Annotated in this window: 25 protein-coding genes; 6 read left to right on the forward strand and 19 right to left on the reverse strand. The window is 57.9% G+C overall.

The features are described from left to right. Positions 1-203: 203 nt before the first annotated feature. On the forward strand, positions 204-1118 hold the full coding sequence (locus tag INR99_RS14620; RefSeq protein WP_194117115.1) for a phosphotransferase: 915 nt from the start codon (positions 204-206) through the stop codon (positions 1116-1118). A 15-nt stretch (positions 1119-1133) separates the two neighbouring features. On the opposite strand, the gene INR99_RS14625 is transcribed toward INR99_RS14620, so the two are convergent. The 9 genes from INR99_RS14625 to INR99_RS14665 form a co-directional block, all read right to left on the reverse strand. Continuing rightward, a complete protein-coding gene (locus tag INR99_RS14625; RefSeq protein ID WP_194117116.1) occupies positions 1134-1862 on the reverse strand; it encodes an amino acid ABC transporter ATP-binding protein in 729 nt (242 codons plus the stop codon). Positions 1863-1880: 18 nt separating this feature from the next. Beyond that, positions 1881-2534: an amino acid ABC transporter permease gene (locus INR99_RS14630; RefSeq protein ID WP_194117117.1), complete on the reverse strand. Its 654-nt coding sequence runs from the start codon at positions 2532-2534 to the stop codon at positions 1881-1883. Next, positions 2535-3272, reverse strand: a complete 738-nt coding sequence (locus INR99_RS14635; RefSeq protein WP_194117118.1) for an amino acid ABC transporter permease — start codon at positions 3270-3272, stop codon at positions 2535-2537. A gap of 60 nt (positions 3273-3332) precedes the next feature. Then, on the reverse strand, positions 3333-4217 hold the full coding sequence (locus INR99_RS14640; protein ID WP_194117119.1) for a transporter substrate-binding domain-containing protein: 885 nt from the start codon (positions 4215-4217) through the stop codon (positions 3333-3335). 173 nt (positions 4218-4390) lie between these two features. Beyond that, positions 4391-5152 (reverse strand): amino acid ABC transporter ATP-binding protein, encoded by a 762-nt coding sequence (locus INR99_RS14645; RefSeq protein WP_373308298.1) that lies wholly within the window; start codon positions 5150-5152, stop codon positions 4391-4393. A 52-nt stretch (positions 5153-5204) separates the two neighbouring features. Further along, on the reverse strand, positions 5205-6023 hold the full coding sequence (gene rsmA / locus INR99_RS14650) for a 16S rRNA (adenine(1518)-N(6)/adenine(1519)-N(6))-dimethyltransferase RsmA (protein WP_194117120.1): 819 nt from the start codon (positions 6021-6023) through the stop codon (positions 5205-5207). A 9-nt stretch (positions 6024-6032) separates the two neighbouring features. Further along, entirely contained in the window at positions 6033-7049 is a 1017-nt protein-coding gene (gene pdxA, locus INR99_RS14655; protein WP_194117121.1) for a 4-hydroxythreonine-4-phosphate dehydrogenase PdxA, read from the reverse strand. Then, positions 7049-8329, reverse strand: a complete 1281-nt coding sequence (locus INR99_RS14660) for a peptidylprolyl isomerase (RefSeq protein WP_194117122.1) — start codon at positions 8327-8329, stop codon at positions 7049-7051. Before INR99_RS14660 ends, pdxA begins: the two co-directional genes overlap by 1 nt. 4 nt (positions 8330-8333) lie before the next feature. Beyond that, positions 8334-10514, reverse strand: a complete 2181-nt coding sequence (locus INR99_RS14665; protein ID WP_194117123.1) for an LPS-assembly protein LptD — start codon at positions 10512-10514, stop codon at positions 8334-8336. A 62-nt stretch (positions 10515-10576) separates the two neighbouring features. On the opposite strand from INR99_RS14665, the gene INR99_RS14670 reads away from it, so the two are divergent. The 4 genes from INR99_RS14670 (at position 10577) to tkt (ending at position 16325) form a co-directional block, all read left to right on the forward strand. Continuing rightward, complete coding sequence (locus INR99_RS14670) at positions 10577-11584, forward strand: aminoglycoside phosphotransferase family protein (protein ID WP_194117124.1); 1008 nt, start codon at positions 10577-10579, stop codon at positions 11582-11584. Positions 11585-11633: 49 nt separating this feature from the next. After that, positions 11634-12332 (forward strand): N-acetylmuramate alpha-1-phosphate uridylyltransferase MurU, encoded by a 699-nt coding sequence (gene murU / locus INR99_RS14675; RefSeq protein WP_194117125.1) that lies wholly within the window; start codon positions 11634-11636, stop codon positions 12330-12332. A gap of 90 nt (positions 12333-12422) precedes the next feature. Next, positions 12423-14138: a PHA/PHB synthase family protein gene (locus tag INR99_RS14680; RefSeq protein WP_194117126.1), complete on the forward strand. Its 1716-nt coding sequence runs from the start codon at positions 12423-12425 to the stop codon at positions 14136-14138. A 186-nt stretch (positions 14139-14324) separates the two neighbouring features. Continuing rightward, on the forward strand, positions 14325-16325 hold the full coding sequence (gene tkt / locus INR99_RS14685; RefSeq protein ID WP_194117127.1) for a transketolase: 2001 nt from the start codon (positions 14325-14327) through the stop codon (positions 16323-16325). Between the two features lie 138 nt (positions 16326-16463). Here tkt and INR99_RS14690 read toward each other — a convergent pair whose 3' ends face one another. From INR99_RS14690 to INR99_RS14705, 4 genes are all read right to left on the reverse strand, one after another. Further along, positions 16464-18203: a sensor domain-containing diguanylate cyclase gene (locus tag INR99_RS14690; protein ID WP_194117128.1), complete on the reverse strand. Its 1740-nt coding sequence runs from the start codon at positions 18201-18203 to the stop codon at positions 16464-16466. A gap of 218 nt (positions 18204-18421) precedes the next feature. Continuing rightward, on the reverse strand, positions 18422-18976 hold the full coding sequence (locus INR99_RS14695; protein ID WP_194117129.1) for a hypothetical protein: 555 nt from the start codon (positions 18974-18976) through the stop codon (positions 18422-18424). 192 nt (positions 18977-19168) lie between these two features. Continuing rightward, entirely contained in the window at positions 19169-19777 is a 609-nt protein-coding gene (locus INR99_RS14700; protein ID WP_194117130.1) for a DUF2628 domain-containing protein, read from the reverse strand. A 32-nt stretch (positions 19778-19809) separates the two neighbouring features. After that, positions 19810-20919: a patatin-like phospholipase family protein gene (locus tag INR99_RS14705; protein ID WP_194117131.1), complete on the reverse strand. Its 1110-nt coding sequence runs from the start codon at positions 20917-20919 to the stop codon at positions 19810-19812. A gap of 149 nt (positions 20920-21068) precedes the next feature. On the opposite strand from INR99_RS14705, the gene INR99_RS14710 reads away from it, so the two are divergent. Then, positions 21069-21410 (forward strand): DMT family protein, encoded by a 342-nt coding sequence (locus tag INR99_RS14710; protein ID WP_194117132.1) that lies wholly within the window; start codon positions 21069-21071, stop codon positions 21408-21410. A 57-nt stretch (positions 21411-21467) separates the two neighbouring features. On the opposite strand, the gene INR99_RS14715 is transcribed toward INR99_RS14710, so the two are convergent. The 6 genes from INR99_RS14715 to argB all read right to left on the reverse strand — a co-directional run bounded on the left by INR99_RS14715 (position 21468) and on the right by argB (position 25134). Continuing rightward, positions 21468-21917, reverse strand: coding sequence for an MEKHLA domain-containing protein (locus INR99_RS14715; RefSeq protein WP_194117133.1), 450 nt, complete (start codon positions 21915-21917; stop codon positions 21468-21470). Further along, on the reverse strand, positions 21910-22410 hold the full coding sequence (locus tag INR99_RS14720; protein WP_194117134.1) for a DNA-deoxyinosine glycosylase: 501 nt from the start codon (positions 22408-22410) through the stop codon (positions 21910-21912). The genes INR99_RS14715 and INR99_RS14720 overlap by 8 nt, the downstream gene beginning before the upstream one ends. Further along, the gene (locus tag INR99_RS14725; RefSeq protein ID WP_194117135.1) at positions 22407-22874 is read right to left on the reverse strand and encodes a NanQ anomerase/TabA/YiaL family protein; all 468 of its coding nucleotides are present in this window, start codon (positions 22872-22874) and stop codon (positions 22407-22409) included. Before INR99_RS14725 ends, INR99_RS14720 begins: the two co-directional genes overlap by 4 nt. A gap of 50 nt (positions 22875-22924) precedes the next feature. Continuing rightward, entirely contained in the window at positions 22925-23560 is a 636-nt protein-coding gene (locus INR99_RS14730; protein ID WP_194117136.1) for a pyrimidine 5'-nucleotidase, read from the reverse strand. Between the two features lie 140 nt (positions 23561-23700). After that, the gene (locus INR99_RS14735) at positions 23701-24132 is read right to left on the reverse strand and encodes a CBS domain-containing protein (RefSeq protein WP_194117137.1); all 432 of its coding nucleotides are present in this window, start codon (positions 24130-24132) and stop codon (positions 23701-23703) included. Positions 24133-24255: 123 nt separating this feature from the next. After that, on the reverse strand, positions 24256-25134 hold the full coding sequence (gene argB / locus INR99_RS14740; protein WP_194117138.1) for an acetylglutamate kinase: 879 nt from the start codon (positions 25132-25134) through the stop codon (positions 24256-24258). Positions 25135-25178 lie beyond the last annotated feature (44 nt).

Consider the following 25178-nt stretch of genomic DNA (forward strand, 5'->3'; position numbering starts at 1 on the left):
CCATCCCGAACAGGACGGTGAAACGCCTCAGCGCCGATGATAGTGCAGATTGCCTGTGTGAAAGTAGGACATCGCCAGACTCCCCAAAGAGAAAGCCCCGATCAGCAATGGTCGGGGCTTTTGCTTTGTGAATCACAACGGCGGCAAAGTTAGTCTGTTCCAATATGTAGAAAATGCACTGATTATCCTAATGGAGTATTTCCATGGAAGAGAGTGCATACGCGCTCGCAGCACGTAGCTGGTTTGCTGAATTCAGTGCCCGCGACATCACAGACCTGAAAGAAATTGCCGGCTACTATGGTCATGTGGTTCTGATCCAGGCCGCGGACGCTTCTTGCGCGGTTAAGTTTGCATTCCAGAAAGGCCGAGTGGCAAGGGAAGTGCGCGCACTGGATCGTCTTCGCCCATTCAGTTTGCTACCGTTGCCAAAGGCTCTGGCTACAGATGCACTTGTGCTGGGAAAGGAAGAGATGGAGATGCTGGCTCTGAGTTTTCTTCCCGGCTGTGCTCCGTGGGATATCCAGCCTGATGAAGAGCAGGTTAAGGCTTTGGCCGGCACATTCACGGCATGCATGCTGAACTTGCATGGACACAGTCATCCCGATGGCTATGAGCTGCCAGATGGGGCATTCAGTTCGTCGCTGGTTACAGCGTTTACGTCCTGGAATATCCGTCTGTACTGCTATTCGCAGTCGGAAAATTCCCCATTCAGTCCGGCCCTACGTACGGCACTGCGCCTGCTGTGGGACAAACGCGATGAAATATTGGCGCCTATTGATAGTGACCCTTCATCGCTGGTGCACGATGATCCACACGCCGGCAATTTCCTGTTTGCTCCTGATACCTGTCAGCCAGTTGCGATGCTTGACCCTTGTGATGTGGCTTACCGGCATCGGGAGCAGGATCTGTTTCATTTTGCGGATGTGCGCCCGGAGTGGGGGCTGTTGGAGTGCTACGCAGATGCCTACCTTCTGCGTGATGGCTTTGCGCAGCGACGTTGGTTTTTTTCGATTTGGGATGACGTGAAGCACAGCCTGAATCGCGGCTGGTACGATGAAGCGTGGTTTATGGCGAAGTTTGCGCGACTAGCTGAATGCGGGATCAGACTAGGCATCTGATCCTCGCAGGCATGTTCAGTGTTGCAGTATTTTGGAAAGAAATTGCTGCGCCCGTTCGGAACGTGGAGAACCGAAGAACTCATCCTTGGCGGCATCTTCCACGATCTGGCCGTGATCCATGAAAATAACCCGGTGTGCTACGCGGCGGGCGAATCCCATCTCGTGCGTCACGCACATCATGGTCATACCCTCGGCAGCCAATTGCGTCATTACATCGAGCACTTCGTTAATCATTTCCGGATCTAGCGCCGAAGTCGGCTCGTCAAACAGCATGGCAATCGGATCCATTGCCAATGCCCGTGCGATGGCAACCCGTTGTTGTTGCCCACCTGATAATTGCCCCGGAAATTTCTCAGCGTGGGCCTTCAGACCGACGCGGTCGAGCAGTTGCAAGCCCTTGTTGTGAGCTTCCTCGTGATTACGCCCTAGCACTTTCATTTGGGCGAGACAGAGATTTTCGGTGATCGAAAGGTGAGGAAAGAGTTCAAAATGCTGGAATACCATCCCGACACGCGAGCGAAGTTTCGGCAGATTGGTTTTCGGGGCTCCCACCGAAGTGCCGTCGACAAGAATCGTTCCGGACTGGAAGGGCTCCAGTCCGTTTACACATTTGATCAGGGTCGATTTGCCCGAGCCGGACGGGCCACAAACCACCACGACTTCACCCTTGTTGATCCGGGTGCTGCAATCGGTAAGCACTTGGAACTGGCCATACCATTTGCTGACGTTGTTGATATCAATCATGCGGGAGAGTCCTTGAAATCAGCGGATGACCGCGATGCGCTTGTGCAGGCGCTTGAGCATCAGTGAAACGGGGAAGCAGACACAGAAATAGGCCAGTGCTGCAAAGGTATACATTTCGGTCATCGCACTATTATTGCTGGCCACGACGACATTGCTACCCATGAAATCCTTGATGCCGATGATGGTGACTAGCGAGGTGTCCTGGAACAGCACCACGGTCTGCGTCAGCAGTACCGGCAGCATGTTGCGGAAAGCCTGCGGCAGCAAAATGTAGCGCATGGTCTGCGGATAGGTAAGCCCCAGGGCGTAGGCAGCGGACACCTGTCCTCGGGAGATCGACTGGATGCCGGCACGGATGATTTCGCTGTAATACGCAGCCTCGAATAGGGTAAAAGTAATGAAAACCGACTTATCCGGACCGATCTGAAAGCCGAAATAGGGGATCAGGAAGTAGAACCAGAAGATCACCAGTACCAGCGGCACCGACCGGAACAAGTTCACGTAGAAGGCGGCAAACAGGGATAGAGGTTTGAATGAAGAAAGCCGTGCCAGTGCCAGCAGGCAGCCGATGACAATGCCACCCAGCATGGCTGTACCGGTTAATTTCAGCGAATAGAGCATGCCCTCGACGAGCAGCTCGCGGTTGTCCGCAATAAGTTGCCAGTCGATCATTTAGCGGCCTCCTCCGATCATGCCGGGAACGCGGGCTTTCTTTTCCAGCCAGGCCATCCCGCGGTTCACCGCGAAGGCAAGTGTCATGTATATGGTCGTTACTGCAGCGATGCTGACAATTACTTCATTCGAGTATTCGACCATTTGCTTCATTTGAAAGGTCAGTTCTGTCAGACCGATTGCAAGAGCTGCTGCAGAATTTTTGAAAATGTTCATGAATTCGCTGGTCAGCGGCGGAATGACGACCCGGAAGGCCTGCGGCAGGATGACCAGTCGATAGGTTTGTGGCAGGGAAAACCCCAGTGCCAGTGCGGCATTTTTCTGTCCACGCGGCAGCGACAAAATCCCTGACTTAACCTGCTCCGCCACACGGGCCGCGGTGAACCAGCCAAGGCCTAGCGCCGCGGTAATGAACTCCGGATACGGCATGTCCTGTTTCATCCAGCGGCCGATTTCCTGAGGTACTACCTCCGGCCAGACGAAGAACCAGAAAAACAACTGAACCAGTAGCGGGATATTGCGGAAGACCTCGACATAAATGTCGCCTAGCAGCGCCAATGGCCGGTAGGGCAGGGTGCGCAGCACCCCTACTATGCTGCCAACCAGCAGAGCAATTACCCAGCCGGTTAGTGCAGTGGCAAGCGTCCACTGCAGACCGGTTGCCAGCAGAGTCCAGTAAGGCCCGTCGCCGGTCGCAGATTCTTCCAGCAAGATGCCCCAGTTCAGATTCAACGTCATGCGTGCCTCATATGATTACGGGGGTATCCCCCCCGTAATCAGGTGTGTTGCTGCCTTGCTTCAGATGCCCTTGTCGCTGGGGTTCTTCAGCAGTTCTTTCATCTTGTCGGACATCGGCATGTTCAAGTTAACGCCCTTGGGTTGGATCGGCGACATAAACCACTTGGCGTAAATCTTTTCCATTTCCGGGGATTTGTAGACTGCGGTCAGGGTGCTGTCGACCAGCTTCTTGAATTGCGGATCATCCTTGCGCAGCATGATGCCGTAGGGTTCCCCCGAGAGTACTTCACCGGCAATCATGAAGTCTTTCGGGTTCTTGCTGGCGGCAATCTTGGCCGCGAGTAGAGTGTCATCCATGACAAAGGCCGCTGCGCGATCCGTTTCCAGCATCAGGAAGGACTCATCGTGGTCTTTGCCGTACAGATTCTTCACGTCAATGCTTTTGCCTTTTTCGTGCATCTTGATATAGCGATCCGAGGTGGTGCCGGTGGTCGTAACCACTGGTTTGCCATTCAGGTCGGCAACACTCTTGATGCCCGAATTGGCTTTTACTGCCATCCGTACATTCACCCAGAACATGTTTACCCCAAAGGCAACCTGTTTCTGCCGCTCCATGCTGTTGGTCGTCGAGCCACATTCCAGATCAATGGTGCCGTTCTGCATCAGCGGAATTCGCGTCTGCGAGGTTACCGGCTGGTAGACCACGTCCAGGGTCTTCAGCTTCAGTTCTTTTTGTACCTGATCAACGATCTTGTTGCACAGGTCCACGGAATAGCCGACGTACTGCTTGTTGCCGAGCAAGTAGGAGAAGGGTTGTGAGGCATCACGTACCCCGACGACGATGCGGCCAGTATCTTTCACTTTTTTCAGGGTGCCAGTTAGCTCTTCGGCCTGGGCGCCGGCGCTCAGCGCAATGGCCATCGCAAGGGGGAGCAGTTTCTTCATGGTGTTGCGTCTCCGTACAGGTCGGTCGATACGCCCATGAGTATAGACAAGCGAGGCCGTGGTCGCCTTTGGGGAAATGCCGTAGTCAGCACAGATCCAGCGGTGTTGCATGAAAAAGCCGCAGGGTATTGCCCTGCGGCTTTTGATTACTGGGGTGTTCAGCTTAATACCTGCTACTGGTGCATGGGAGCCAGAATCTGGCGCAGGAACTGCTTGGCGCGATCAGTCTGCGGATCGGTGAAGAACTGCTCTGGTTTGGCGTCTTCCAGAATAACGCCCTGATCCAGGAACACCACGCGGTCGGCCACTTCCCGCGCAAACCCCATTTCATGGGTGACCACCATCATGGTCATGCCAGATTCCGCCAGTTGCTTCATGACGGCCAGTACTTCGCCGATCATTTCCGGATCAAGCGCCGAGGTTGGCTCGTCAAACAGCATCACTTGCGGATTCATGGCCAGTCCGCGTGCAATGGCCACGCGCTGCTGCTGACCGCCCGACAGATTGGCCGGGTAGGCATCTTTCTTGTTGGCGAGGCCGACGCGTTCAAGCAACTCCATTGCGGTGCGTTCGGCCAGATCTTTGGGGATCTTCTTGACCTGGATCGGCGCCAGCGTGATGTTGTCCAGTACCGAGAGGTGCGGGTAGAGGTTGAAATGCTGGAAAACGAAGCCGACTTCTTCGCGCAGTTTGTTGATATTGGTGCGCGGATCATTGGCTCGGATTCCGTCAACCCAGATTTCGCCGTTATTAATGGGTTCAAGCTGGTTGATAGTGCGGATCAGGGTTGATTTGCCGGAGCCGGACGGGCCACAGACGACGACAACCTCGCCCTGACGCACTTCCAGATTGATGTTCTTGAGCACGTGATGATCACGGCCATACCATTTGTTGACGTTGACGAAGCGGATCATCGGGCTGGCATCGGTATTCATATAGGATCCGGATTGTAAAGGGAAAATCGGCGGCCCAGACTCAGGGTTATCCCTAGCTGCCTCGAGCAGTTAGCCGATTCGGATGCTGGTCCGCCAGCCAGTTGGCAAGCGATACGTACTCGGCCACGCCGAGGTTTTCCGGCCGGTCCCCTGGATTCAGGCCTAAGGCTTCAAGTTCTTCGGCTGTGGCAATACCTTTCAGATTATTGCGCAGGGTTTTGCGGCGCTGGGCAAAGGCAGCGATCACCAGCTCCTCGAAAAGCCCATAGTCGTGAGCTGGATGCGGCAGGGTTTCCCACGGCACCATGCGGACAACGGCTGAGTCGACCTTGGGCGGCGGGTAAAACGATTCCGGTGGAACATCGATGATGTGATCCATCAGGTAGCGGTACTGCAGCATGATTGAAAGCCGGCCGTAATCGCTGGTCGATGGTGGTGCGACCATGCGATCGACCACCTCTTTTTGCAGCATGAAGTGCATGTCGTGGATTACATCGCCAAAGCTGGCCAGATGGAAAAGCAGCGGCGTCGAGATGTTATATGGCAGGTTACCAACCAGCTTGACCTTGCCACCAGGCTTGAGCTGGCGTGCAAGGGTGCCGAAATCGAATTCCAGAGCATCGGCATTGTGAATGACCAGGCGGTCTGCCGGGAAGCGCTGCTGCAAATGGCTGACAATATCGCGGTCAATTTCGACCACGTGCAGTTGCGGCACACGTGCCAGCAGCGGCTCGGTCAGCGCAGCAAGACCTGGGCCGATTTCGATGATGACGTCACCACTTTGTGGGTCGGTGGCATTGATGATGTCGGCGATGACGCCCTGGTCCTGAAGGAAGTTCTGGCCGAAGCGCTTGCGGGGTATATGGCTCATGGAAACAGCTTAATGGTTGAGGCGGGCTTGCTTGTTGCGCGCCAGACGGGCGGCAAGGCGTGTCGCGGTATAGAGGCTGCCTGGATCGGCTAGGCCGCGACCGGCCAAGTCCAGCGCCGTACCGTGGTCGACCGAGGTGCGGATGAAGGGCAGTCCCAGTGTGATATTCACCCCCTGGCCGAAGGTGGCATGTTTGAGCACCGGCAGGCCCTGGTCATGGTACATCGCCAGTACGGCATCGCCGCGCGCGAGGACCGGCGGGTTGAACAGCGTATCGGCCGGTAGCGGTCCGATCAGGTTCATGCCTTGGGCTCGCAACTGTTCGAGCACAGGAATGATCACCTCAATTTCTTCGTGTCCCATATGGCCGGATTCGCCGGCATGAGGATTTAGACCGGCGACGAGAATGCGAGGCTCAGCGATGCCGAACTTGGTGCGCAAATCGGCATGCAGGATCTCCAGCGTGCGGGTAAGTTGCGCCGCAGTGATGGCGGCCGGTACCTCTTTAAGGGGCAGGTGGGTCGTTGCCAGCGCCACACGCAAGGACATGCCATTGCTCATGTCACCGGCGAGCATCATGACCACTTCAGGGGTATTGCTCTGCTCGGCAAGGTATTCGGTATGCCCGCTGAAATAGGTGGTCGGGTTTGCCTCGTTGATCACGCTTTTCTGGATGGGGGCGGTGACCATTGCGGCAAAGTCACCTTTCAGGCAGCCGTGGATCGCGACATCCAGCGTCGCCAGTACATAGCCGGCGTTCGCAGTGGAGAGTATGCCCGGTGCGACTGTGGCACCCAGAGGAAGATCGAGCAGGCTCACCGGTGCCGAGGTCCCTGGTGCGTAATCCGGGAACTCCGCACTCAAGCCAATGGCTGCTGCACGCTCTGCAAGCAATGCGCGGGAGCCGATCAGCACCAGCGGATGCTCATGATGAATCTTGCTGTGAGCCAGCTGAATGCTGATTTCGGGGCCGATACCTGCCGGCTCGCCGGTAGTAATGGCCAGCGGAGCCGGGCGGTTTGGCATCATTCGTCTTTCAGTTTGTATACCACGTAGGCGCGGTCACGCAGCTGGCGCAGCCAGTCTTCGTACTGTTCCTCGGCCTTGCGCTGGCGGATTTCCATGCGAAGTTTGGCGCGCTCACGATCCTTGGTGATGTCCTGGTCGCGGCGCTCTTCGACCAGAATCAGATGCAGGCCGAATGGCGAGCGCACCGGCTTGCTAAGTTCACCGATGGCGAGCGCATTCATTGCTTCTTCGAACTGCGGAACGGTTTCACCTGGGCTGATCCAGCCAAGATCACCCCCCTTGCTTGCGCTGCCGTCTTCCGAATAGATCTTGGCGAGCTCGGTAAACTTTTCGCCCTGCTGGATGCGGGTACGCAGCTGGGTCAGTTTGCGCAGGGCATCGTTTTCCGACACCAGCTCATTCGGTCGAATCAGAATATGGCGCACATGGGTCTGCTTGACGACCACCTTTTCACTCTGAGTGCGCTTTTCATTGAGCTTGAAAACGTGAAAGCCGCCCGGTGTACGCACCACATCGGTGATGCCACCGCTTTCTGTCTGGTTTAGCAGGTTGACGAACGGAGCAGGCAACGAGGCAGAAGAGCGCCAGCCCAGATTACCGGCCTTGGCCATTTCGCCGCTGGCGCTGTAGGTTGCAGCGACCGTTGCAAAGTCTCGGCCTGCCAGCAGGTCTTTGCGGGCATCGTTGATTTTTACCCGTGCAGCTTGAATTTGTTCCGGGCTGGCATTATCGGGAACCGGGACGTAGATCTGCGAGAGATTGAATTCGACCGGCGCTTTGTCCGCTGCGAGCTTCAGGTAGTCATCCAGTTCGGCATCAGACACCTGAACCTGGCTATCGACTTCCTTTTCACGCAGTCGCCCCAGTAGCATTTGCTGGCGCACGGACTCACGGAACTGTTTCCAGTCCAGACCGCTGGCTTCAACCCGGCTGCGGAATTCGGCAAGCGAGGCATTGTTTTGTGCCGCAAGCCGGTTCAGGCCATTTTCCAGAAACGCGTCATCGATGCGCAGGCCGATAGTCTGGGCCCGCTGCAGTTGCACCTGCTCCAGAATCAGGTTTTCCAGTACCCGCTCTTGAAGCATGGCAGCTGGAGGCAGTTCTGCATTCTTCTGCTTCAGGCTGGCGCGGATTTCGTCGATGCGCTGATCCAGCTCCTGCTGGGTGATGGCGTTGCGGTTCACAACAGCGACAACACGATCCACGGTGGCGATGGCAGCCTGGCTGAAAGGACTGCACAGCACTGCGGCCAGCAACAGTGGGGTAAACGGCTTCATGTACTTACCTCGTACGCAGTGGAGACGGGCGGATGGTATCCGCGTAATTCGGAATGGAGCGCTGGATTTGCGATAGCGGGTTGGAGCCCACACCGCCAAGTCCGCTGAATTCCAGTACCGCAAAGAAATTGACGTTGTAATCGCCCTTGTCCGTCGGGTAGCGCTGTGCCGCCAGCCGCAACCCCCAGCACCCCGCGTTGTATTCCAGACCAGCCAGGGATTCCAGCCCGCTATGATCCTGCAGCGAGTAGCTGCTCATGCCAACAGCGTACCAGTTGTTCCAGATCGGCCACTGGCCGGACAGGGTGATCTGCTCCTCATCGTTGCTGCGCTGGCGCAGATAGCGCAGGTTCAGCACCTTATAGGTTTCCGGGGTCCAGGCCACATTCACGCTGGCGCGCTGAGTGAGCGAATTCTGGAAGTTGTACTGCAAATCATAGCTACCCCGGAAAGATCCGATATTGCTGCTCAGTGTAAACAGGGTGTCCGCACTGGTTTCACTGGTGCTGTTGCCGGTGAGTGTGACTTTGGGTTCAGACAGATAGATACGTTGCCCGACGCCGAGTTGCAACAGTTCCAGTCCTTCTGCGCTGTCGATGAAGCGGGTGGTCAGTGCGATCGTCAGGTCGTTGGCGTCGTTGATGCGGTCATGGCCACTGAAGCGGTTTTCCATGAACAGGCGCGACCAGCTCAGATCGGCCTCAGCCGTGTCAAACAAGGGGATTGCACTCTGATCTTTATAGGGGGTGTAAAGGTAGTAGATCCGCGGTTCAAGGGTTTGGATATAGTCCTGCCCCGCAAAACGGGCTTCACGCTCGAAAAACAGGCCGCTGTCGAGGCTGGCCACCGGTAGTACTCGGTCGATGGTCTGTTCTTCAGTCGTGTTCAGTTTTCCAAGTTGATAGCGGGTAGCATCGACTGACAATTGCGGGGTGATGAAGCTGTATGCATTGCGATAAGGAATGCTGATGCTGGGGCGGGCCCAGCTTCGCCAGCCGGATACCGCGTTGTCCTGCTGGAAGTTGCTGGCGTCTGCCGCCAGATTGGCTTTGGCGATTGAGCCGATATCCTTGGCTGCATTGAAGCTTAACTGAGGCGCCAGGTCATACGGTGGGGTGACCGGATTGCCGGTACTTTGCAGTGTCTGGAATGTTTTCCAGCGCAGGCTGGAGTTCCACCAGTCACCGGTGTAAGCAAGCACGGCCTCACGGGGGAGTGTCGTGCGCGAGCTGGCCTCGAGCGAATTGCCGAAATCATCAAAGTAATTGTCATCCGAGACCTGCTGGTAGTCGATACCCAGCCACAGACGTTCGGTCAGGCGCTGTTGATGCTGGAATAACAGGCTATAGCGGTTGCGCTCAGTTTCCCGGTCTTTGTCCTCAATACCTTCTGCGCGGATCTTGCCGGCATAATTACCTTCCAGGTAACGGAACTCCCCGCCAAGCATCAGGCCACGCTTGCCTCGCCAGCTAGGAGTGATAGTCGCGTCATAATTGGGGGCAATATCCCAGTAGAACGATTGGGAATACTCGAAGCCATTGTTCGAGCTGTACCCGAAGGTCGGGAAAAGCAGGCCGGTCTTGCGGTTGTCATCCAGCGGGAAGTCGAGCCATGGATAGTAGAATACCGGCACCCCCTGGAATTCAAACCAGCCGTGCCAGGCATCACCGACTCCTTCCACATAGTCCAGATTCAGCTCACGAGCATGGACGTACCAGTCGTTATTGTTGGCCGGACAGGTGGTGAAGTTACCCTGCTTGATCCGGTAACGATCTTTGCCTTCGAAATACAGGGTTTCACCGGTGCCGCGTGCTACCCCCATTGACATGGTGTATTCGGGTGACTCCATCTCGCCAACTTGGTCGTCCACGGCCAGATCGACACGTTTGCCGATCAGCACGTCGCCATTCTGGGTGATCTTTACGCGATTGCCGGCATGAAGCTGACCACTGACCAAGTTGTATTTCACCCAGTCGCTTTCAGCGCGCAACGTGCCTTGGGTCATGTCAACATTACCTTCGGCATAGGCGTACTGACCCTGTTTCACCTCAGCCTGATCGGCAACAAGATGGATGGGGAGAGCCTCCTGCTCGGTCGCAGCATCAGCTGCATGCACAGAAGGTATTGAGATCAGCGCACAGGCGATCAGGGTTAGCGAAGAAGGAGGAGTGTGGGGCACACGCATGTGAGCCATTCAAGCAATGATAGAATCAGCGGATTCTAGCAGCATTTACCGGATAGTCCGCAATGATGACACCAGCCCTGCAACAACAATTGTTTGCCTTGATTGATGAACTCCTTGGCGTGAGTGCCAGCTCAGTCGCCCCTGCTGCTGCCGATGCCAGCGTGCGAGAGTACTGGCGCGTGCAGCTTTCTGATGGTCGCAGCATCATCGCGATGCATGCCGAACCGGCACAGTTCGATGTACAACCCTTCTTGGCGCGCCAGGCTGAGCTAGCTGCGGCGAGTTTGCCGGTACCGGCCATCCTGGGGAGTGACACCACTTCGGGCCTGGTGTTGCTGGAGGATCTCGGGGATCAAGAGCTGGCAGGGGTGATCAATGCGGGTAATGCCCAGGGCTGGTACCGGCAGGCAATTGATTTGCTGGTGCAGATGCAGACAACGTTGCCCCATGGGCAATTACCGGTTTTCGATGCTGCATTCCAGCAACGCGAGATGGAAATCTGCCGCGAGTGGTATTTTTCCAAACAGCTTGCTGTCGAGCTGAATGACGAGGCGCTCGCTGCCTGGCAGCGCAGCTGTGCGCTGATTGTTGCTCGCAATTGCCAGCAGCCGCAGGTGTTCATGCATCGTGATTTCCATGCGCGCAATCTGATGGTACAAGGCGAACGTTTGCGCCTGATCGATTTTCAGGATGCGGTGGCAGGCCCGCTCAGCTATGACTTGGTGTCCCTGTTGCGTGATGCCTATCTGGACTGGGATGAGGCCTTCGTTCTTGATCTGGCCATCCGCTACTGGGAGAAAGCACGAGCGGCAGGCTTGCCAGTCGACGCCGATTTTGCCGATTTCTACCGAGCTTTCGAGTGGCAGGGGCTGCAGCGGCATCTAAAAATCCTTGGCTTGTTCGCACGGCTCAAGTACCGGGATGGTAAGGAGCGTTATCAGGCTGACATTCCGCGGGTGCTGAATTATGTGATGAAAGTCTCCGAGCGCTATGTCGAACTGGGGGCGCTGACCCGCCTGCTGCGTCAGCTGCATCCGCAGCAGGCCGCACAGGTTGGTTATACATTCTGATGTATTGCTTTGTAGTTTTTTGATTAGAGTGCCCCAAGGTGTATACCCCATGAAAGTCATGATTCTGGCCGCTGGTCGTGGCGAACGCATGCGCCCTCTGACCGACCACACTCCTAAACCCCTACTGAAGGCTGGCGGTGAGCACCTGATCGGCTGGCATTTGCGCCGGCTGAGTGCTGCCGGCCTGAACGAGGTGGTGGTCAATCATGCCTGGCTTGGCGAGCAGATCGAGGCCAGTCTGGGTGACGGCTGCAGCTATGGGGTATCGCTGCAGTACTCGGCAGAGGGTGTGGCACTGGAAACCGCGGCGGGTATTGCCCGTGCACTGCCACTGCTGGGGAATGCCCCCTTTGTTGTGGTTAACGGTGACGTGCTCTGCGATGCCGACTTTGCTAGCCTGCAACAGCGGGCCACAGCTTTGCCCGCCGGTGGAGCCCACCTGCTGCTGGTGCCCAAGGCAGGTTACAAGACCGGTCGTGATCTGACCTTGCGTCCAGATGGTAAGGTGCAGCCCTGCGAAGATGGTGATGTTCCTTACACATTCTGTGGCGTCGCGGCCTATCACCCCGCGTTCTTTGCCAATGTCCCTGTGAGTCAGCCTGCACCACTGTTGCCCTGGTTGCTGGCCGCCATGGCAAAGGGTTTGGTCACCGGGGAGTGTCACACCGGGGTTTGGCTGGATGTTGGTACACCTGAACGGTTGCAGGAAGCTGATCTGCTCGTACGTAATGGTGCGCTGGCCAGTTGATTTGTGTAGCTCCGCTCGGTGGACAGTTATTGTTTTTTGTTGCACCGCAACTAGAATGACAGCTGGTTCTTCCGTGACGCGGAGTACGCCATGCCCTTGCAGAATTATGTTCGGGAACAGACCGAACGCACACTGACCCTGCAGCAGCAGTTGCGGCAGGCCTTTGATCCCTTCGGCCTGATCGAGACGACCCTCAAGGCCCAGCAGGCCTGGCTGACGCATCCCGAGGCTTTGCAAAACGTGCTTGGGATCTATGCCAACGACGCAATTCGCTGGAGTCGTTTCACGGCTGGGCGCTGGCTGGGCGAAGAAGATTCTGACACCTTTCCGCCCAATCCTGAAGACACCCGTTTTGCCGATGCCATCTGGCGTGACTCACCCTTCTGGGATGGCATCAAAGAATGGTATCTGATGAACACCCGCTGGCTGCAGGACACCTTGTACGCCACGCCGGGAATGTGTCCGCAAGAACAGAGTCGTACCGCTTTCTGGTTGCGGCAATGGCTCAATGCCGTCGCACCCACCAATTTTTTGCTGACTAACCCCGTAGCGATGGCCAATGCGCTGGCGACCGGAGGGGATAGCCTGACAAGGGGACTGCAGAATTTTGCTCGTGATGCGCTGCGCGGCGATATCAGTATGACTGATCTGGATGCGTTCAAGGTCGGCGAGAACCTCGCCACCACGCCGGGTGCCGTGGTGTATCGCGGGCGCCTGCTGGAAGTGCTGCACTACGAGGCGACGACCCCGACGGTGCATGCCGTGCCGCTGGTCATCGTGTCACCCTGGATCAACAAGTACTACATCCTTGATCTCAATGAAAAAAAATCGCTGATCAAATTTCTGGTTGATCAGGGTTTTTCGGTTTTTGTCACCAGCTGGAAAAATCCGAATGGCGAGCATCGCGAGCTCACCTTCGACGATTATCTGCAGGATGGCGTGTCCCAAATCATCGATGTCGCTCGCAGCATTTCCGGCAGCGATACAGTCAATCTGGTCGGCTACTGTATTGGCGGTACGCTGGTTTCGACCTATCTAGCCTGGGCCAACCGCAGGATGCCAGGCAAGGTGCCAGTGAATTCGGCGACGTTGCTGACGACGCTGACCGATTTCGAACGCCCTGGGGACATCGAAGTATTCATCGACGAAGAAGGGCTGGCGTTCATCGAGAAGCAGATGGAGCGCAAGGGCTATCTCGACGGCAAGGAAATGGCATCGAGCTTCCGCATGCTGCGCGCCAATAGCCTGATCTGGAACTACTGGGTCGACAATTACCTGATGGGTAATACGCCCATGGCGTTTGACGTTCTGTACTGGAACATGGACACCACGCGCATGCCTGAAGCCATGCACCGGTTCTATCTGCGTGAACTGTACTGGCACAACAAGCTGGTGCAGGCGGATGCACTCACCGTCGCCGGCGAGAAGATCGACCTCGGGTGCATCAGCCAGCCGCTCTACATGGTCAGCACCGAAGAGGATCACATTGCGCCATGGTTGCAAACCTGGAAGCTGATTGACCGGGTTGCGGCTCCGGTGACCTTCACCCTGTCCACCTCCGGGCACATCCTGGGCGTGATCAATCCGCCAGCACCGAATTCCAAGCGCAGCTACTGGCAAGGGGTGCCGGGCCGTGGGACCGATCCGCTAGCCTGGCAGGCCGCGCAGGAAAAGGTGGCAGGCTCCTGGTGGCCGAACTGGGTTGAGTGGTTGCGCCCGCAGTCGGGAGCTCAGGTCAAGCCCAAGGACAGCAATCGCAGCCATCCGAAGCAGGGCGCCGCGCCGGGGACCTACGTACTCGAATAGGCCGGCCTTGCCGATGCCAGTCCGCACCTTGTGCTGTGCGGACTTTTTTTTGCGCCAGCGCAACGCCACAGCGCGCCCAGACGTGTTACAAATGCCGCTGTGCTGAACCAATCCGGTTTTCCGTGCTGCCGCGCTCAAGGATAATGCGGCTGCTCGAATCCCTTTCAACTGTGTAGAGGACTATCAATGGCAACGCGTACCGATCTCGCCAATGCCATCCGCGCCCTGGCGATGGATGCTGTTCAGAAAGCCAACTCCGGTCACCCGGGCATGCCGATGGGCATGGCTGAAATCGGTCTGGCGCTGTGGGGCAACGGCAACTACCGCCACAACCCGCAGAATCCGCAATGGGCTAACCGCGACCGTTTCGTGCTGTCCAACGGCCACGGTTCGATGCTGCAATACGCGATGCTGCACCTGACCGGTTACGATGTTTCCATTGATGACGTGAAGAACTTCCGTCAACTGCACTCCAAGACCCCGGGCCACCCGGAAGTCCACTATACCCCGGGCGTGGAAACCACCACCGGCCCGCTGGGTCAGGGCATTACCAACGCAGTGGGCATGGCGCTGGCTGAAAAGCTGCTGGCCAACGAATTCAACAAGCCGGGTCTCGAAATCGTCGACCACAACACCTGGGTATTCCTGGGTGACGGTTGCCTGATGGAAGGTGTATCGCACGAAGCCTGCGCACTGGCTGGCGTGTGGCAACTGGGCAAGCTGATCGCCTTCTGGGACGACAACGGCATTTCCATCGACGGCCATGTTGAAGGCTGGTTCAACGAAGACATTCCGCAGCGCTTCGAATCCTACGGTTGGCAAGTGATCCGCGCCGTTGACGGCCACGATGTTGATGCGCTGGAAGCCGCCATCGCTGCCGCCAAGGCCGAACCCAACAAGCCGACGCTGATCTGTGCCAAGACCATTATCGGCAAGGGCAGCCCGAACAAGGCCGCCAGCCACGATTGCCACGGCGCACCGCTGGGTAACGACGAAATCGCCGCCACCCGCGCCGCGATTGGCTGGACCCACGAGCCGTTCGTGATTCCTGCCGACGTGTACGCTGGCTGGGACAAGAAGGAAGCTGGCGCCAAGTGGGAAGGCGAGTGGAACGCACTGTTCACCAAGTACGCCGCACAATTCCCGGCTGAAGCGGCCGAATTTACCCGCCGCATGAAGGGCGAACTGCCGACCAACTGGCAGGAACTGGTGAAGAACGCGGTAGCTGAAGCCAACGCCAAGGCTGAAACCATCGCGACCCGCAAGGCCAGCCAGAACGCCATCCAGGCCTTTGCACCGAACGTCCCGGAGCTGCTGGGCGGCTCTGCTGACCTGACCGGTTCCAACCTGACTGCCTGGAAGGGCGCGGAAAGCCTCAAGGTGGTTGATGGCAAGATTTCCGGCCGTCACATCAGCTACGGTGTACGCGAATTCGGTATGAGCGCGATCATGAACGGTATCGTTCTGCACGGCGGCTTCCGCCCGTATGGCGGCACCTTCCTGATGTTCTGCGAATACGCCCTGAACGCGCTGCGCATGGCCGCGCTGATGAAGACCAACAACATCTTCGTTTACACCCACGATTCCATCGGTCTGGGCGAAGACGGTCCGACTCACCAGCCGGTAGAACAGCTGCAAACCCTGCGTTGCATTCCAAATATGAATGTATGGCGTACTGCCGATACCGTGGAATCGGTTGTGGCCTGGGCTGATGCGATTGAGCAGCGTCAGACTCCGTCCTCGCTGATCTTCAGCCGTCAGAATCTGGCCTTCATGAGCCGTACCGAAGCGCAGATTGCCGACATCAAGAAGGGCGGTTATGTCCTGCGTGATGCGGCCGATGCCAAGGTTGTGCTGATTGCCACCGGCTCTGAAGTCGAGCTGGCAGTTAAGGCCTTTGACGCCCTGGCTGCCGAGGGTATCGCTGCGCGCGTCGTATCCATGCCGTCGACCAATGTGTTCGACAAGCAGGATGCTGCGTACAAGGCATCCGTTCTGCCGGCTGGCGTACCGCGCCTGGCGGTCGAAGCAGCGACCAGCGATTTCTGGCGCAAGTACGTTGGTCTTGAGGGCGATGTCATCGGCATCGATACCTTCGGTGAGTCTGCTCCGGCGGGCACACTGTTCAAGCTCTACGGCTTTACTGTTGAAAACGTCGTGGCACGTGCCAAGGCGCTGGTGAAGTAAGCGGCTGCAGCTTCAGCAAGAACGGGCCCTGCGGGGCCCGTTTTTTTGGCCCTGTCGTGATCTTGCAATTGAATATCGATGGGTATTGATGGGGTGCTTTGTAATGGAAAAGCATTTAGGCTGATACCTGGTTGCGTATCAGACTGAGTCATCCACGTGAGCACATGCGGTTTCCACCCGGTTGCGCCCGTGCCCCTTGGCGGCATACAGGGCGCTGTCGGCCCGGTTGAGTAGCGTTTCGGCATCGCTGGCGTGCGAGGGGAAGCTGGCTACGCCCAGTGACAGGGTGACCTGCAGTACATGTCCGTCCACCTCCAGTGCTGAGGCGGCAAATCCTTCGCGCCAGCTCTCGGCGCGGCGCACGGCATCGCCGAGCTGGGCGCCGGGCAGCACGATGGCAAATTCCTCGCCACCGTAGCGGCAAGCCACGTCCTCGCTGCGGCTGCGGGCACGCAGATAGGCACCCAGTGCGCGCAGGACTTCATCGCCAGCCTTGTGGCCGAAGCGGTCGTTGACCTGCTTGAAGTGATCCACATCGAGCATGATCACGCTGAGTGCGCCCTGTTCGCGTTGTGCCCGTGCCAGTTCGCGCTCCAGCGTTTCTTCCAGATAGCGACGATTGAACAGCCCGGTCAGACTGTCGCGGATGGCCTGCTCGCGCAGTTGATTTTGCAGTGCGGCAATACGCTGGTACTGCACCTGCAGTTGTTCGTGTGCGCGGCGCAATTCGAGCTGGATCTGCCGCTGTTCGGTAATGTCATTGCCGATGCTGAGGATTTCGGTGAGCTGGCCCTGAGCATTGCGCACCGGCTGATTGGTCCAGAGTACCCATACGCGTCGTCCGTCGCGACACAGATTTTCGTTGACGTGCACCGGAAAATCTTCGGGTTGGGTGAGCAGCGCTTCCAGTACGCCAGCCAGATTGCGCTGCGTACTTTCTGTTTCGGGCAACAGAGTGCCGAGCAGTGGCTGCCCGATCAGTTCGTCCGGGTCATAGCCGAAATAGCTTTCGGCATACTGGTTTACAAAACTGATGCGCCCTTGCGGGTCGAGCCGCAGAATGATGCTCCGAGCTGATTGCACGAGTTCGCGATACTGCTCCGCGTCGGCTTCGCGGGCGGCTTCTTCGGCCTTGCGGGCCGAGATGTCGCTGATGACCCCCTCTCGTGCTACTACCCGCCCCTCGGCATCTTCGACCAGCCAGGCTTGTTCATGCACCCAGCGGGCGATGCCATCCCGATGAAGCAGGCGATATTCGATGCCATATCCTTCGCCGGAGGCCAGGGCTATGGCATGCGCTTCACGGTGTTCGGGATGAATCAGGCTGGCAAAGTCAGGTGCCTGCCCCGGCCAGTCGGTTGCAGGGTAGCCGGTGACATAGAGTGTGCCTTGGCTGACATAATCAAACTCCCAACTGCCAGCCGGGGTGCAGCGATACGCCATGCCGGGCATATTGGCCAGTAGTGCATCCAGCTGCTGGCGGTTCAGGCTCAGTTGGTGCCGCAGCGCATACGCCTGCTCGTCATACAGGGTGAGTACACATTCTTCGTCTTCCACGCGCAGCCGGCGGACAGTAGCCCGCACCGGAACAACCGGCCCCTGCGGGTCGCGCAGGGCGATATCGAGCTGCGCCACGCTGTCGGGATTGCGCAATTGCAGCTGCAATGCCGTACGCCCCAGTGGCATGCTGTAGAAGTCATCGGCGCGGAAGTGCGCACGCAATTGCTCCAGAGTGAGTCCCGAGCGAGCAATGGCGGCCTGATTGGCGTACAAGAAGGCGCCATCGAGCAGGCGGGTCAGCGTCACCGGCAGGGGGATGGCATCCAGTAGCCGGAACCAGGTGCCGGAGGTCAGCAGTTCGGATGGGGGCGTGGACAAGGAGTGGCTCGGCGCATCGGACAGAGATGTCATTATCCTAGCAGATGCACTGGAGGAGGACGTCTGGTTGTATTGTCCGATTGCCCTTGAGAAATTGTTATCCTTGCCAAATCTTCGAGGAGGCCGGGATTTCCGCCCGCGGAGGCGAGCTCGCGTTGTGGCTGGTGGGCGTGCACCGGGCAGGGCCCGGTGACTGATCCACCGTCGCGAGTAGCCAGTTAATGCGCAGCTGTGCCCGGCACGATGGTTTTCAGGATGTCGGCAATTTTCGGCTGCCAGGTTGCGGTGGCTTCGGCCGGGTAGGTGACGTTCAGCACTGAGAAGACGCCATCGCGCAGAAAGCCGTGTTCGTACACGATGTCTTTGCCTTTGCCGCTGACGAGCATGTACCAGCTGCCGCCCTCATGGCTTTCCTTCACACTGGCCTTGCTTTTGACCTGTGCAGCCTGGCGCAGTTTGGCAAAGTCTCCTAGCGATTTGCCTTCCCCTGGAATGGCTTCGATGCTCATGATCACACTGCCGTCCGCGCTCTTGAAACGGTTGCCGCTGGCGCTGCCTGCCTCGGCGACCAGCTCGCCCGGGTAATCGACCTGAAGCTGGCTTTGGGCGTTCTGATAGCGTGACCAGCCTGCTTGCGGCGGGTTGGCCGCCGGAACCGTGGCGGTGCTTGTGGTGGTCACTGCGGAAGCCTGCGGAGCTGTTGCCGTGTTGTCGCCACAGGCGGCCAACAGCAAAGCCAGTGTCAAGGCACTCAATATCGTTGGGTGTTTCATATCATCCTCCATCATGGCGCGGTGCGCCTGCGGCTTGAGCCGCTTGTTATCCGGTGCCCGCCATCTTAGCAGAGGGTTGACGGTTGTGGCGGTGAAGGCATGGATACGGCTCGCAACTGCAGCGCTTTGGCTTATGCCGTGAATGGTATGTTCGTGAAGGTGTTGATTTTACTGATGTGTGGTTGGATGCGGTTAGTTCAGGTTGCCTGCACTCAGGACAATTTCGGCCACGGTAAAAATCCCGAAAACGAGTGCGAGCATCAGTACCAGCATTCCGATCGCACCTGGCCAGCTGGTTCCCCCTGAGCGCCGAATGGCCGCTTCCTGCTCGGCTTGCGGCAGTTCGGCGATGTGGGCGCAGCGGGTTTGCACATGGTGCTGGTAAAGCCGGGTGCCGGTAATGCCGAAAGCAACGCCAATGGCGATGCTGATCATGCGCCCGATGGAGTCAGGTACGTTGAGCACGATCTCGAGAACGGTCTCGGCGATCACCAGCCCGAGAAAAATCATGCAGTAACCGTACATCTTGCGATAAGCCATCCACACCGACCCCAGGAGAAACGCGGCCCAGTTCCAGCCCGGATTGCTGCGCCCCCAGCGCGGGCCGTAGTAATCGTTGAAGCGCTTGCCGACAAAACGGGCCGCCAAGGCGTCGGCCGCATTGCCAGGCTCCTCGCTCAGGTCGCTTTGTGGTGCGGCATACGGGTTGTCGGGCAGCGCTGGCGCCAGTCGTGTGCCGCAGCCGGTACAAAACAGGGCTTCCAGCGGATTCAGGTGGCCGCAGCTGCAGGTATGGGTCATGGCAAGGTGTACGGTGAAGTGACTGGAGTCGGCTATTTGGCGTGAACCGCCTTGCGGCGCTGAGTGAGGAAGGCACTGGCCTGCTTGCGGCCGTCGGCCATGAGCTTCCCGAGATTCTCGGGGCTGCGATCCAGCTTGCTCTCGTAATCCAGCGTATGGGTCAGTTCGGCGCTCATTTCGATGAAGGGAATGGTGTAAGGGGCGTCGGGCTGATCAACATAACATTTCGGGATCAGCACCGGCTGGCGGATGTCGAACTTCGCCAGCACTTCGGGGCGGAAGGCGTCGTGCAGGATCAGATCGTTGAGCCAGGCCAAGGTGTCCAGTTGCTGGAAGAGCGAAACGTTGCCGACCATTTCATTACGGCGGTCGGAGATGGCTTCGGCCGATTGCGGGATTTCATCGCAGCCGGTCGGATTGATCTTGATGATCCACAGTTCGTCGGGCACGTTCTTGTCGCCGACAAATTTCGGTCGTACCAGTTCGTTGACGGGAGGGTTGTCGGAAAAGAGCCCGTCCCAGTACGCAAAGCCCTCGAACTCCACGGCCGGAAAAATGTTTGGCACCGCACAGGAAGAAAGCAGGTGCTCGATGCGGATCGGTTCATCGCGTGAATTGAATTTGCGCAGCTTGCCAGACAGGACTTCGGCGGCTCCCAGCAGCAGTGCGGGGGCATCTGGCTGTGCGCCCCAGCGCAGCAGTTCGTCGAAGTCGAAATGCTTGCGCAGCAGCAGCGGGAAGTCGGTGAATTCGGGTCGCAGTGCGCTAGTGGACAGGCTCATCAGCCACTGCGCCAGCGGATCGGATGGGCTGATGTTGAAATGTGGCAGATGCCCCTTGCTGGTGGCGCGCAGGGATTCGATGATCTGATGATTGAATTGCTGCTCGGCCGGCGTTTGCGCCATATTGTCGCGCCAGAAGGCCATCAGTCTGCCGGTCGGATTGGCATCACCCTTCATCAGTGCATACCACAGCAAGGTTGCGCAGAGAGCGCCGCCAGATGTGCCCGACAGGCTCACAATCTGGAAGTCATCCTGTACGTGGTGTTCGAATAACGCTTCCAATGCGCCGGCGGTGAACGCGGTCTGGCTGCCTCCGCCCTGGCAGGCAATGGCAATCTTGCGGCGTTGCTTGGTGGGCATGACGTTCTCCGGCGTTATTTGCAAATTACAAGCTTATTATCTGCTTTCGATGCGTGCCAGTATTTATCGGCTAATCCACACAGACTGTCGCGTTCCCGCTGTGCTTCCGCCCCACAGTACAATCCGTGTTTTGCTGAGGAACTTCCCGCATGCCGCCCGCGCTATCGACCATTCTGCTTCTGGTCTGCTCTAACCTATTCATGAGTTTTGCCTGGTACGCCCACCTCAAGCATGGTCAGACGAAGCCATGGTTGCTGATGGTGTTCATGAGCTGGGGCATTGCCTTGTTTGAATACCTGCTCATGGTGCCAGCCAATCGCATCGGCTATCAGGTATTCAGTCTGGCGCAGCTGAAAATCCTGCAGGAAGTAATTGCGCTCTCGGTATTCATTCCCTTTGCCGTGTTCTACATGCGCGAGCCGTTTAACTGGAATTACATCTGGGCTGCGCTGTGCATGGTCGGGGCGGTGTTTTTCATGTTTCGCGGTTAGCTGGGTATAGCCACCTGGCTTTCGTTGATAAAGGCTTTGGGGGTTATACGCTGCGGCCTATGGTGCATCACGCCATTGCCGATACGTTGCCGCCTGGCCGTGACACTGCCCCTGCTCGTCCAGCAGGTTCCATACTGTCACATTTTCGATCCAGAAATGTCGGCCGGACTTGGCGATGCGCAGCCCCCGGTAGCCGGTGGCGTAGCCTTGCCGGCTAACCGATTCAAGCAACTGCTGACGTTCGGCTCGGTCAGGCGCGGGGGCCGATAGCCGGGACGGCAGTCCAATCAATTCGCTGGCCGTGTATTCGAAGCATTCCTGAGTGCACCGGTTGGCATAAATAAAGCGCGGGTCGCTGTTGCCATCATGCGCCAACAGGCAGAAGGGCGCCTCGTGGCAGAGCCAGTGACTCGCGGCGCTGGCCGGAAGAACGCTCGGGAGTAGTGAGTGTCCCAGCAGACGCTGGTAGCTGTCGAGAATCAGGTGGGCAAGGGTTTCGTCAGGCATTGGAAGTTTCAAGGTGCGGGGCAAGGGCGGCCTGCCACTGCAGGAGTTTTGTGGTCAGCGGCAGGGTGAGTGCCGGACTGGTCGACGGCAGAATGCATAGCCGTGAATCTCCGGGCAATTGCCGGCCGGCCAGCCGCCCGGCAGTCTGGCCGTTGCAGGCGATCAGGCGCAACTGCGGCAGTTGCCCGAGGCAGTCATGCAAGGGATTCGCGGTGATGTCGCGCAGCGCAGTATCGAGGCTGCCGCGCCGCGTGGCTGTATCAATGGTATCCCAGAGTGCAATGCCGGCGTGCAGCAGCGCATGATAGCGCTGTGGCCAGTCCAGTGCCGGCAGGTCTGTGCCGGTCAGCGTGCTCATGATGGGCCAGAAGGCATTGCGCGGGTGGGCGTAATAGTGGCCTGCGGCCAGCGAGGCATCGCCGGGCAGGCTGCCCAGCACCAGGATATGGCAGTGCGGTGCTAGTACCGGGGCAAAGCTGGTTTTGGCATTCATCTTGCCAGCAGGGAACTATCAATCTTGATGACGACCTTGCGCAGCGGTTCCGCCTGTTCCAGTGCCCGGCAGGGTTTATGCAGTTCGCCGGGATAAAAAATCGCAAACATGCCAGCGGTGAGCACCAGCCGTGATTCCAGTGGCTGGGCGGCGACAAAGGCGATGTCACGCTCGGCAAGCTGATCCGTCAAACGTGGCAGCGTGGCATTTTCCGGTAGAAAACCGATTACTTCGGTGCCGCTGAGCAGGTACTGGATGTCAATGTAGCGCGCATGAAACTCGGGTAGTCCGGTTTCCCAAGGTTGGCTCAGGGGCTCCTGCACGATGGCGATCAACTGGTCCTCCTGCAGCGGATAGCGTCCGGCTGCCATGCTGCTGAAATCGGTGTCGCGCAGATAGGCCAGTGCCTGCTCAATGATGGCGGGGAGTGGGGGCTGGGGATGGTGCAGGTGGCTAAGGTACATGTTGGAGCAACCGACAAAACCCCAAGGATACTCTGCACGCGCAAGGCCTGTCAGCGCAGTCGCAGCGGCAGCTCCGCCAGTTGTCGCAGGTGCAGGTCGGCTGCCGGATGGTTCCGTCTCAGGCGGCTGAGCCAGACGGTGCGCATACCAAGACGTTTGGCGGTCAGCAGATTATCGGTACTGTCTTCGACCAAGGTGCATTGTGCTGCGCGCAGTCCGAAATGGCGTAACACGCGACGGTAGGCTTGCGGAAATGGCTTGGGAATGAGGCCAAGCGTGTCGATCGCTGCAATGCCGTCGAATTCATGGCTGATGCGCAGGGCATCAAGCATGGCGCGGGCGTAGCTCAGTGGCCCGTTGGTGAAAAGGATCTTGCGGCCCGGGAGGCGAGCCAGTGTACGGTGCAATCCCGGCATCGGATGGACTTCGCGCAGTAGCTCATCCAGCGGGTGACAGACTGCCAGAAAGTGCCGCGGGTCAATGTGAGGGTGGTGGCGCCGTAAACCGAGCAGTGTGGCGCCGTAACGCTGCCAGTAATGCACTCGGAGATGGTTGGCGCTGGCATGATCGAGCTGCAGTTCCCGCATCAGGAAGCTGGTCATCGCCGCGTCGATCACCGGAAATGCATGACGGCTGGCATGGTGCAGTGTGTTATCGAGATCGAAGAGCCAGACTGGGTTGGGCATGGCGAGCCCCGAAAAAAGCAACGGGGCGATGGTAGCCCCGTTGTTTCAGCTTGGGTAGCGTTGTACTCGCTATACGACGACTTTGTTGGGCCTGCTGTTGCAGACGTTTTCAAAAAGGTGAGCAGTGCACTACATGGATATTATTTGTAGATGTACTGCTCGAGCTGCTCGATGGTGAATTGCTGTTCAGCAATTTTGGCGCTGACCAGGTCGCCGATTGAGAGCACGCCCAGCACCTTGTCACCGTCCATGACGGGCAAGTGGCGGATGCGCTTCTCGCTCATCAGTGCCATGCATTCACTGGCAGTCGCAGAGGGGGGGACACACAGTACGCGGCTGGTCATGATTTCGGCTACCGGGGTTACCGCGGAGGTTTTGCCCGCGAGAACGACTTTGCGAGCGTAATCGCGCTCGGAAAAAATCCCGACCAGTTTGCCCTCATCCAATACCAGTACAGCCCCGACATTGTGCTCGGCGAGCAATTGCAGTGCCTGATAAACCGTGGAATGTGGCGCAACAGAGAGAATGGACTGGCTGGCTTTCTGTTTAAGTAGCTGGCTAGCGGTTTGCATTGTGGGTCTCCAGTGGCGCAGGGGTATTACCAATGTAGACATCCGCGCACGGCATGCAAGCCGATTGACCCGACAAAATGACAACGCCGGCAATAAAGCCGGCGTTGTCGGGGTTCATTAGGCTTAGCGCGCGCGAATCATCGTACCTACACCCGCTTCGGTCAGCACTTCCAGTAGCAGGGCGTGCTTCACACGTCCGTCGATGATGTGAACAGAATTGACGCCGGATTTGGCTGCGTCAAGTGCCGAAGAAATTTTCGGCAGCATGCCGCCCGAGATGGTGCCGTCGGCAAACAGCTCATCAATGCGGCGAGCCGTCAGCTTGGTCAGCAGATTGCCGTCCTTGTCCATCACGCCCGGGATATTGGTCATCAGGATCAGTTTTTCGGCCTTCAGTACTTCGGCGAGCTTGCCGGCAACGAGATCGGCATTGATGTTATAGCTCTCGCCGCTGGCATCGACGCCGATCGGCGCGATAACCGGGATGAAGTCGGCTGCATCGAGGTGCGACACGATGGACGGATCGATTTTTTCGATTTCACCCACCTGGCCGATATCGACCAGTTCGTCGCTGGATGCGCCCTTAAGGAACATCTTGCGCGCACGGATGAAGTGGCCGTCCTGACCGGTCAGGCCAACTGCCTTGCCGCCGTGCTTGTTGATCAGCGACACGATTTCCTTGTTCACATGGCCACCCAGCACCATCTCGACCACGTCCATGGTTTCCGCATCGGTCACACGCATGCCCTGGATGAATTCGCCTTTCTTGCCGATGCGATCCAGCAGTTCATTGATCTGCGGGCCGCCACCGTGCACGACAACCGGATTCATGCCGACCAGCTTCAGTAGTACCACGTCCTGCGCGAAGCCTTCCTTGAGCTCCTCGTCGATCATGGCGTTGCCGCCGTACTTGATGACGATAGTCTTGTCGGTGAAGCGCTGGATATAGGGCAGGGCTTCGGAAAGGATATTGGCCTTGTCGGCTGCGGTGATCGTGGTCATGGCTGGCCTTTGCTGGAACAGGAAAAATCGCCGCGATTGTACAC

This window comes from Chitinilyticum piscinae, from assembly GCF_015223195.1.
Classification (GTDB): Bacteria; Pseudomonadota; Gammaproteobacteria; order Burkholderiales; family Chitinibacteraceae; genus Chitinilyticum; species Chitinilyticum piscinae.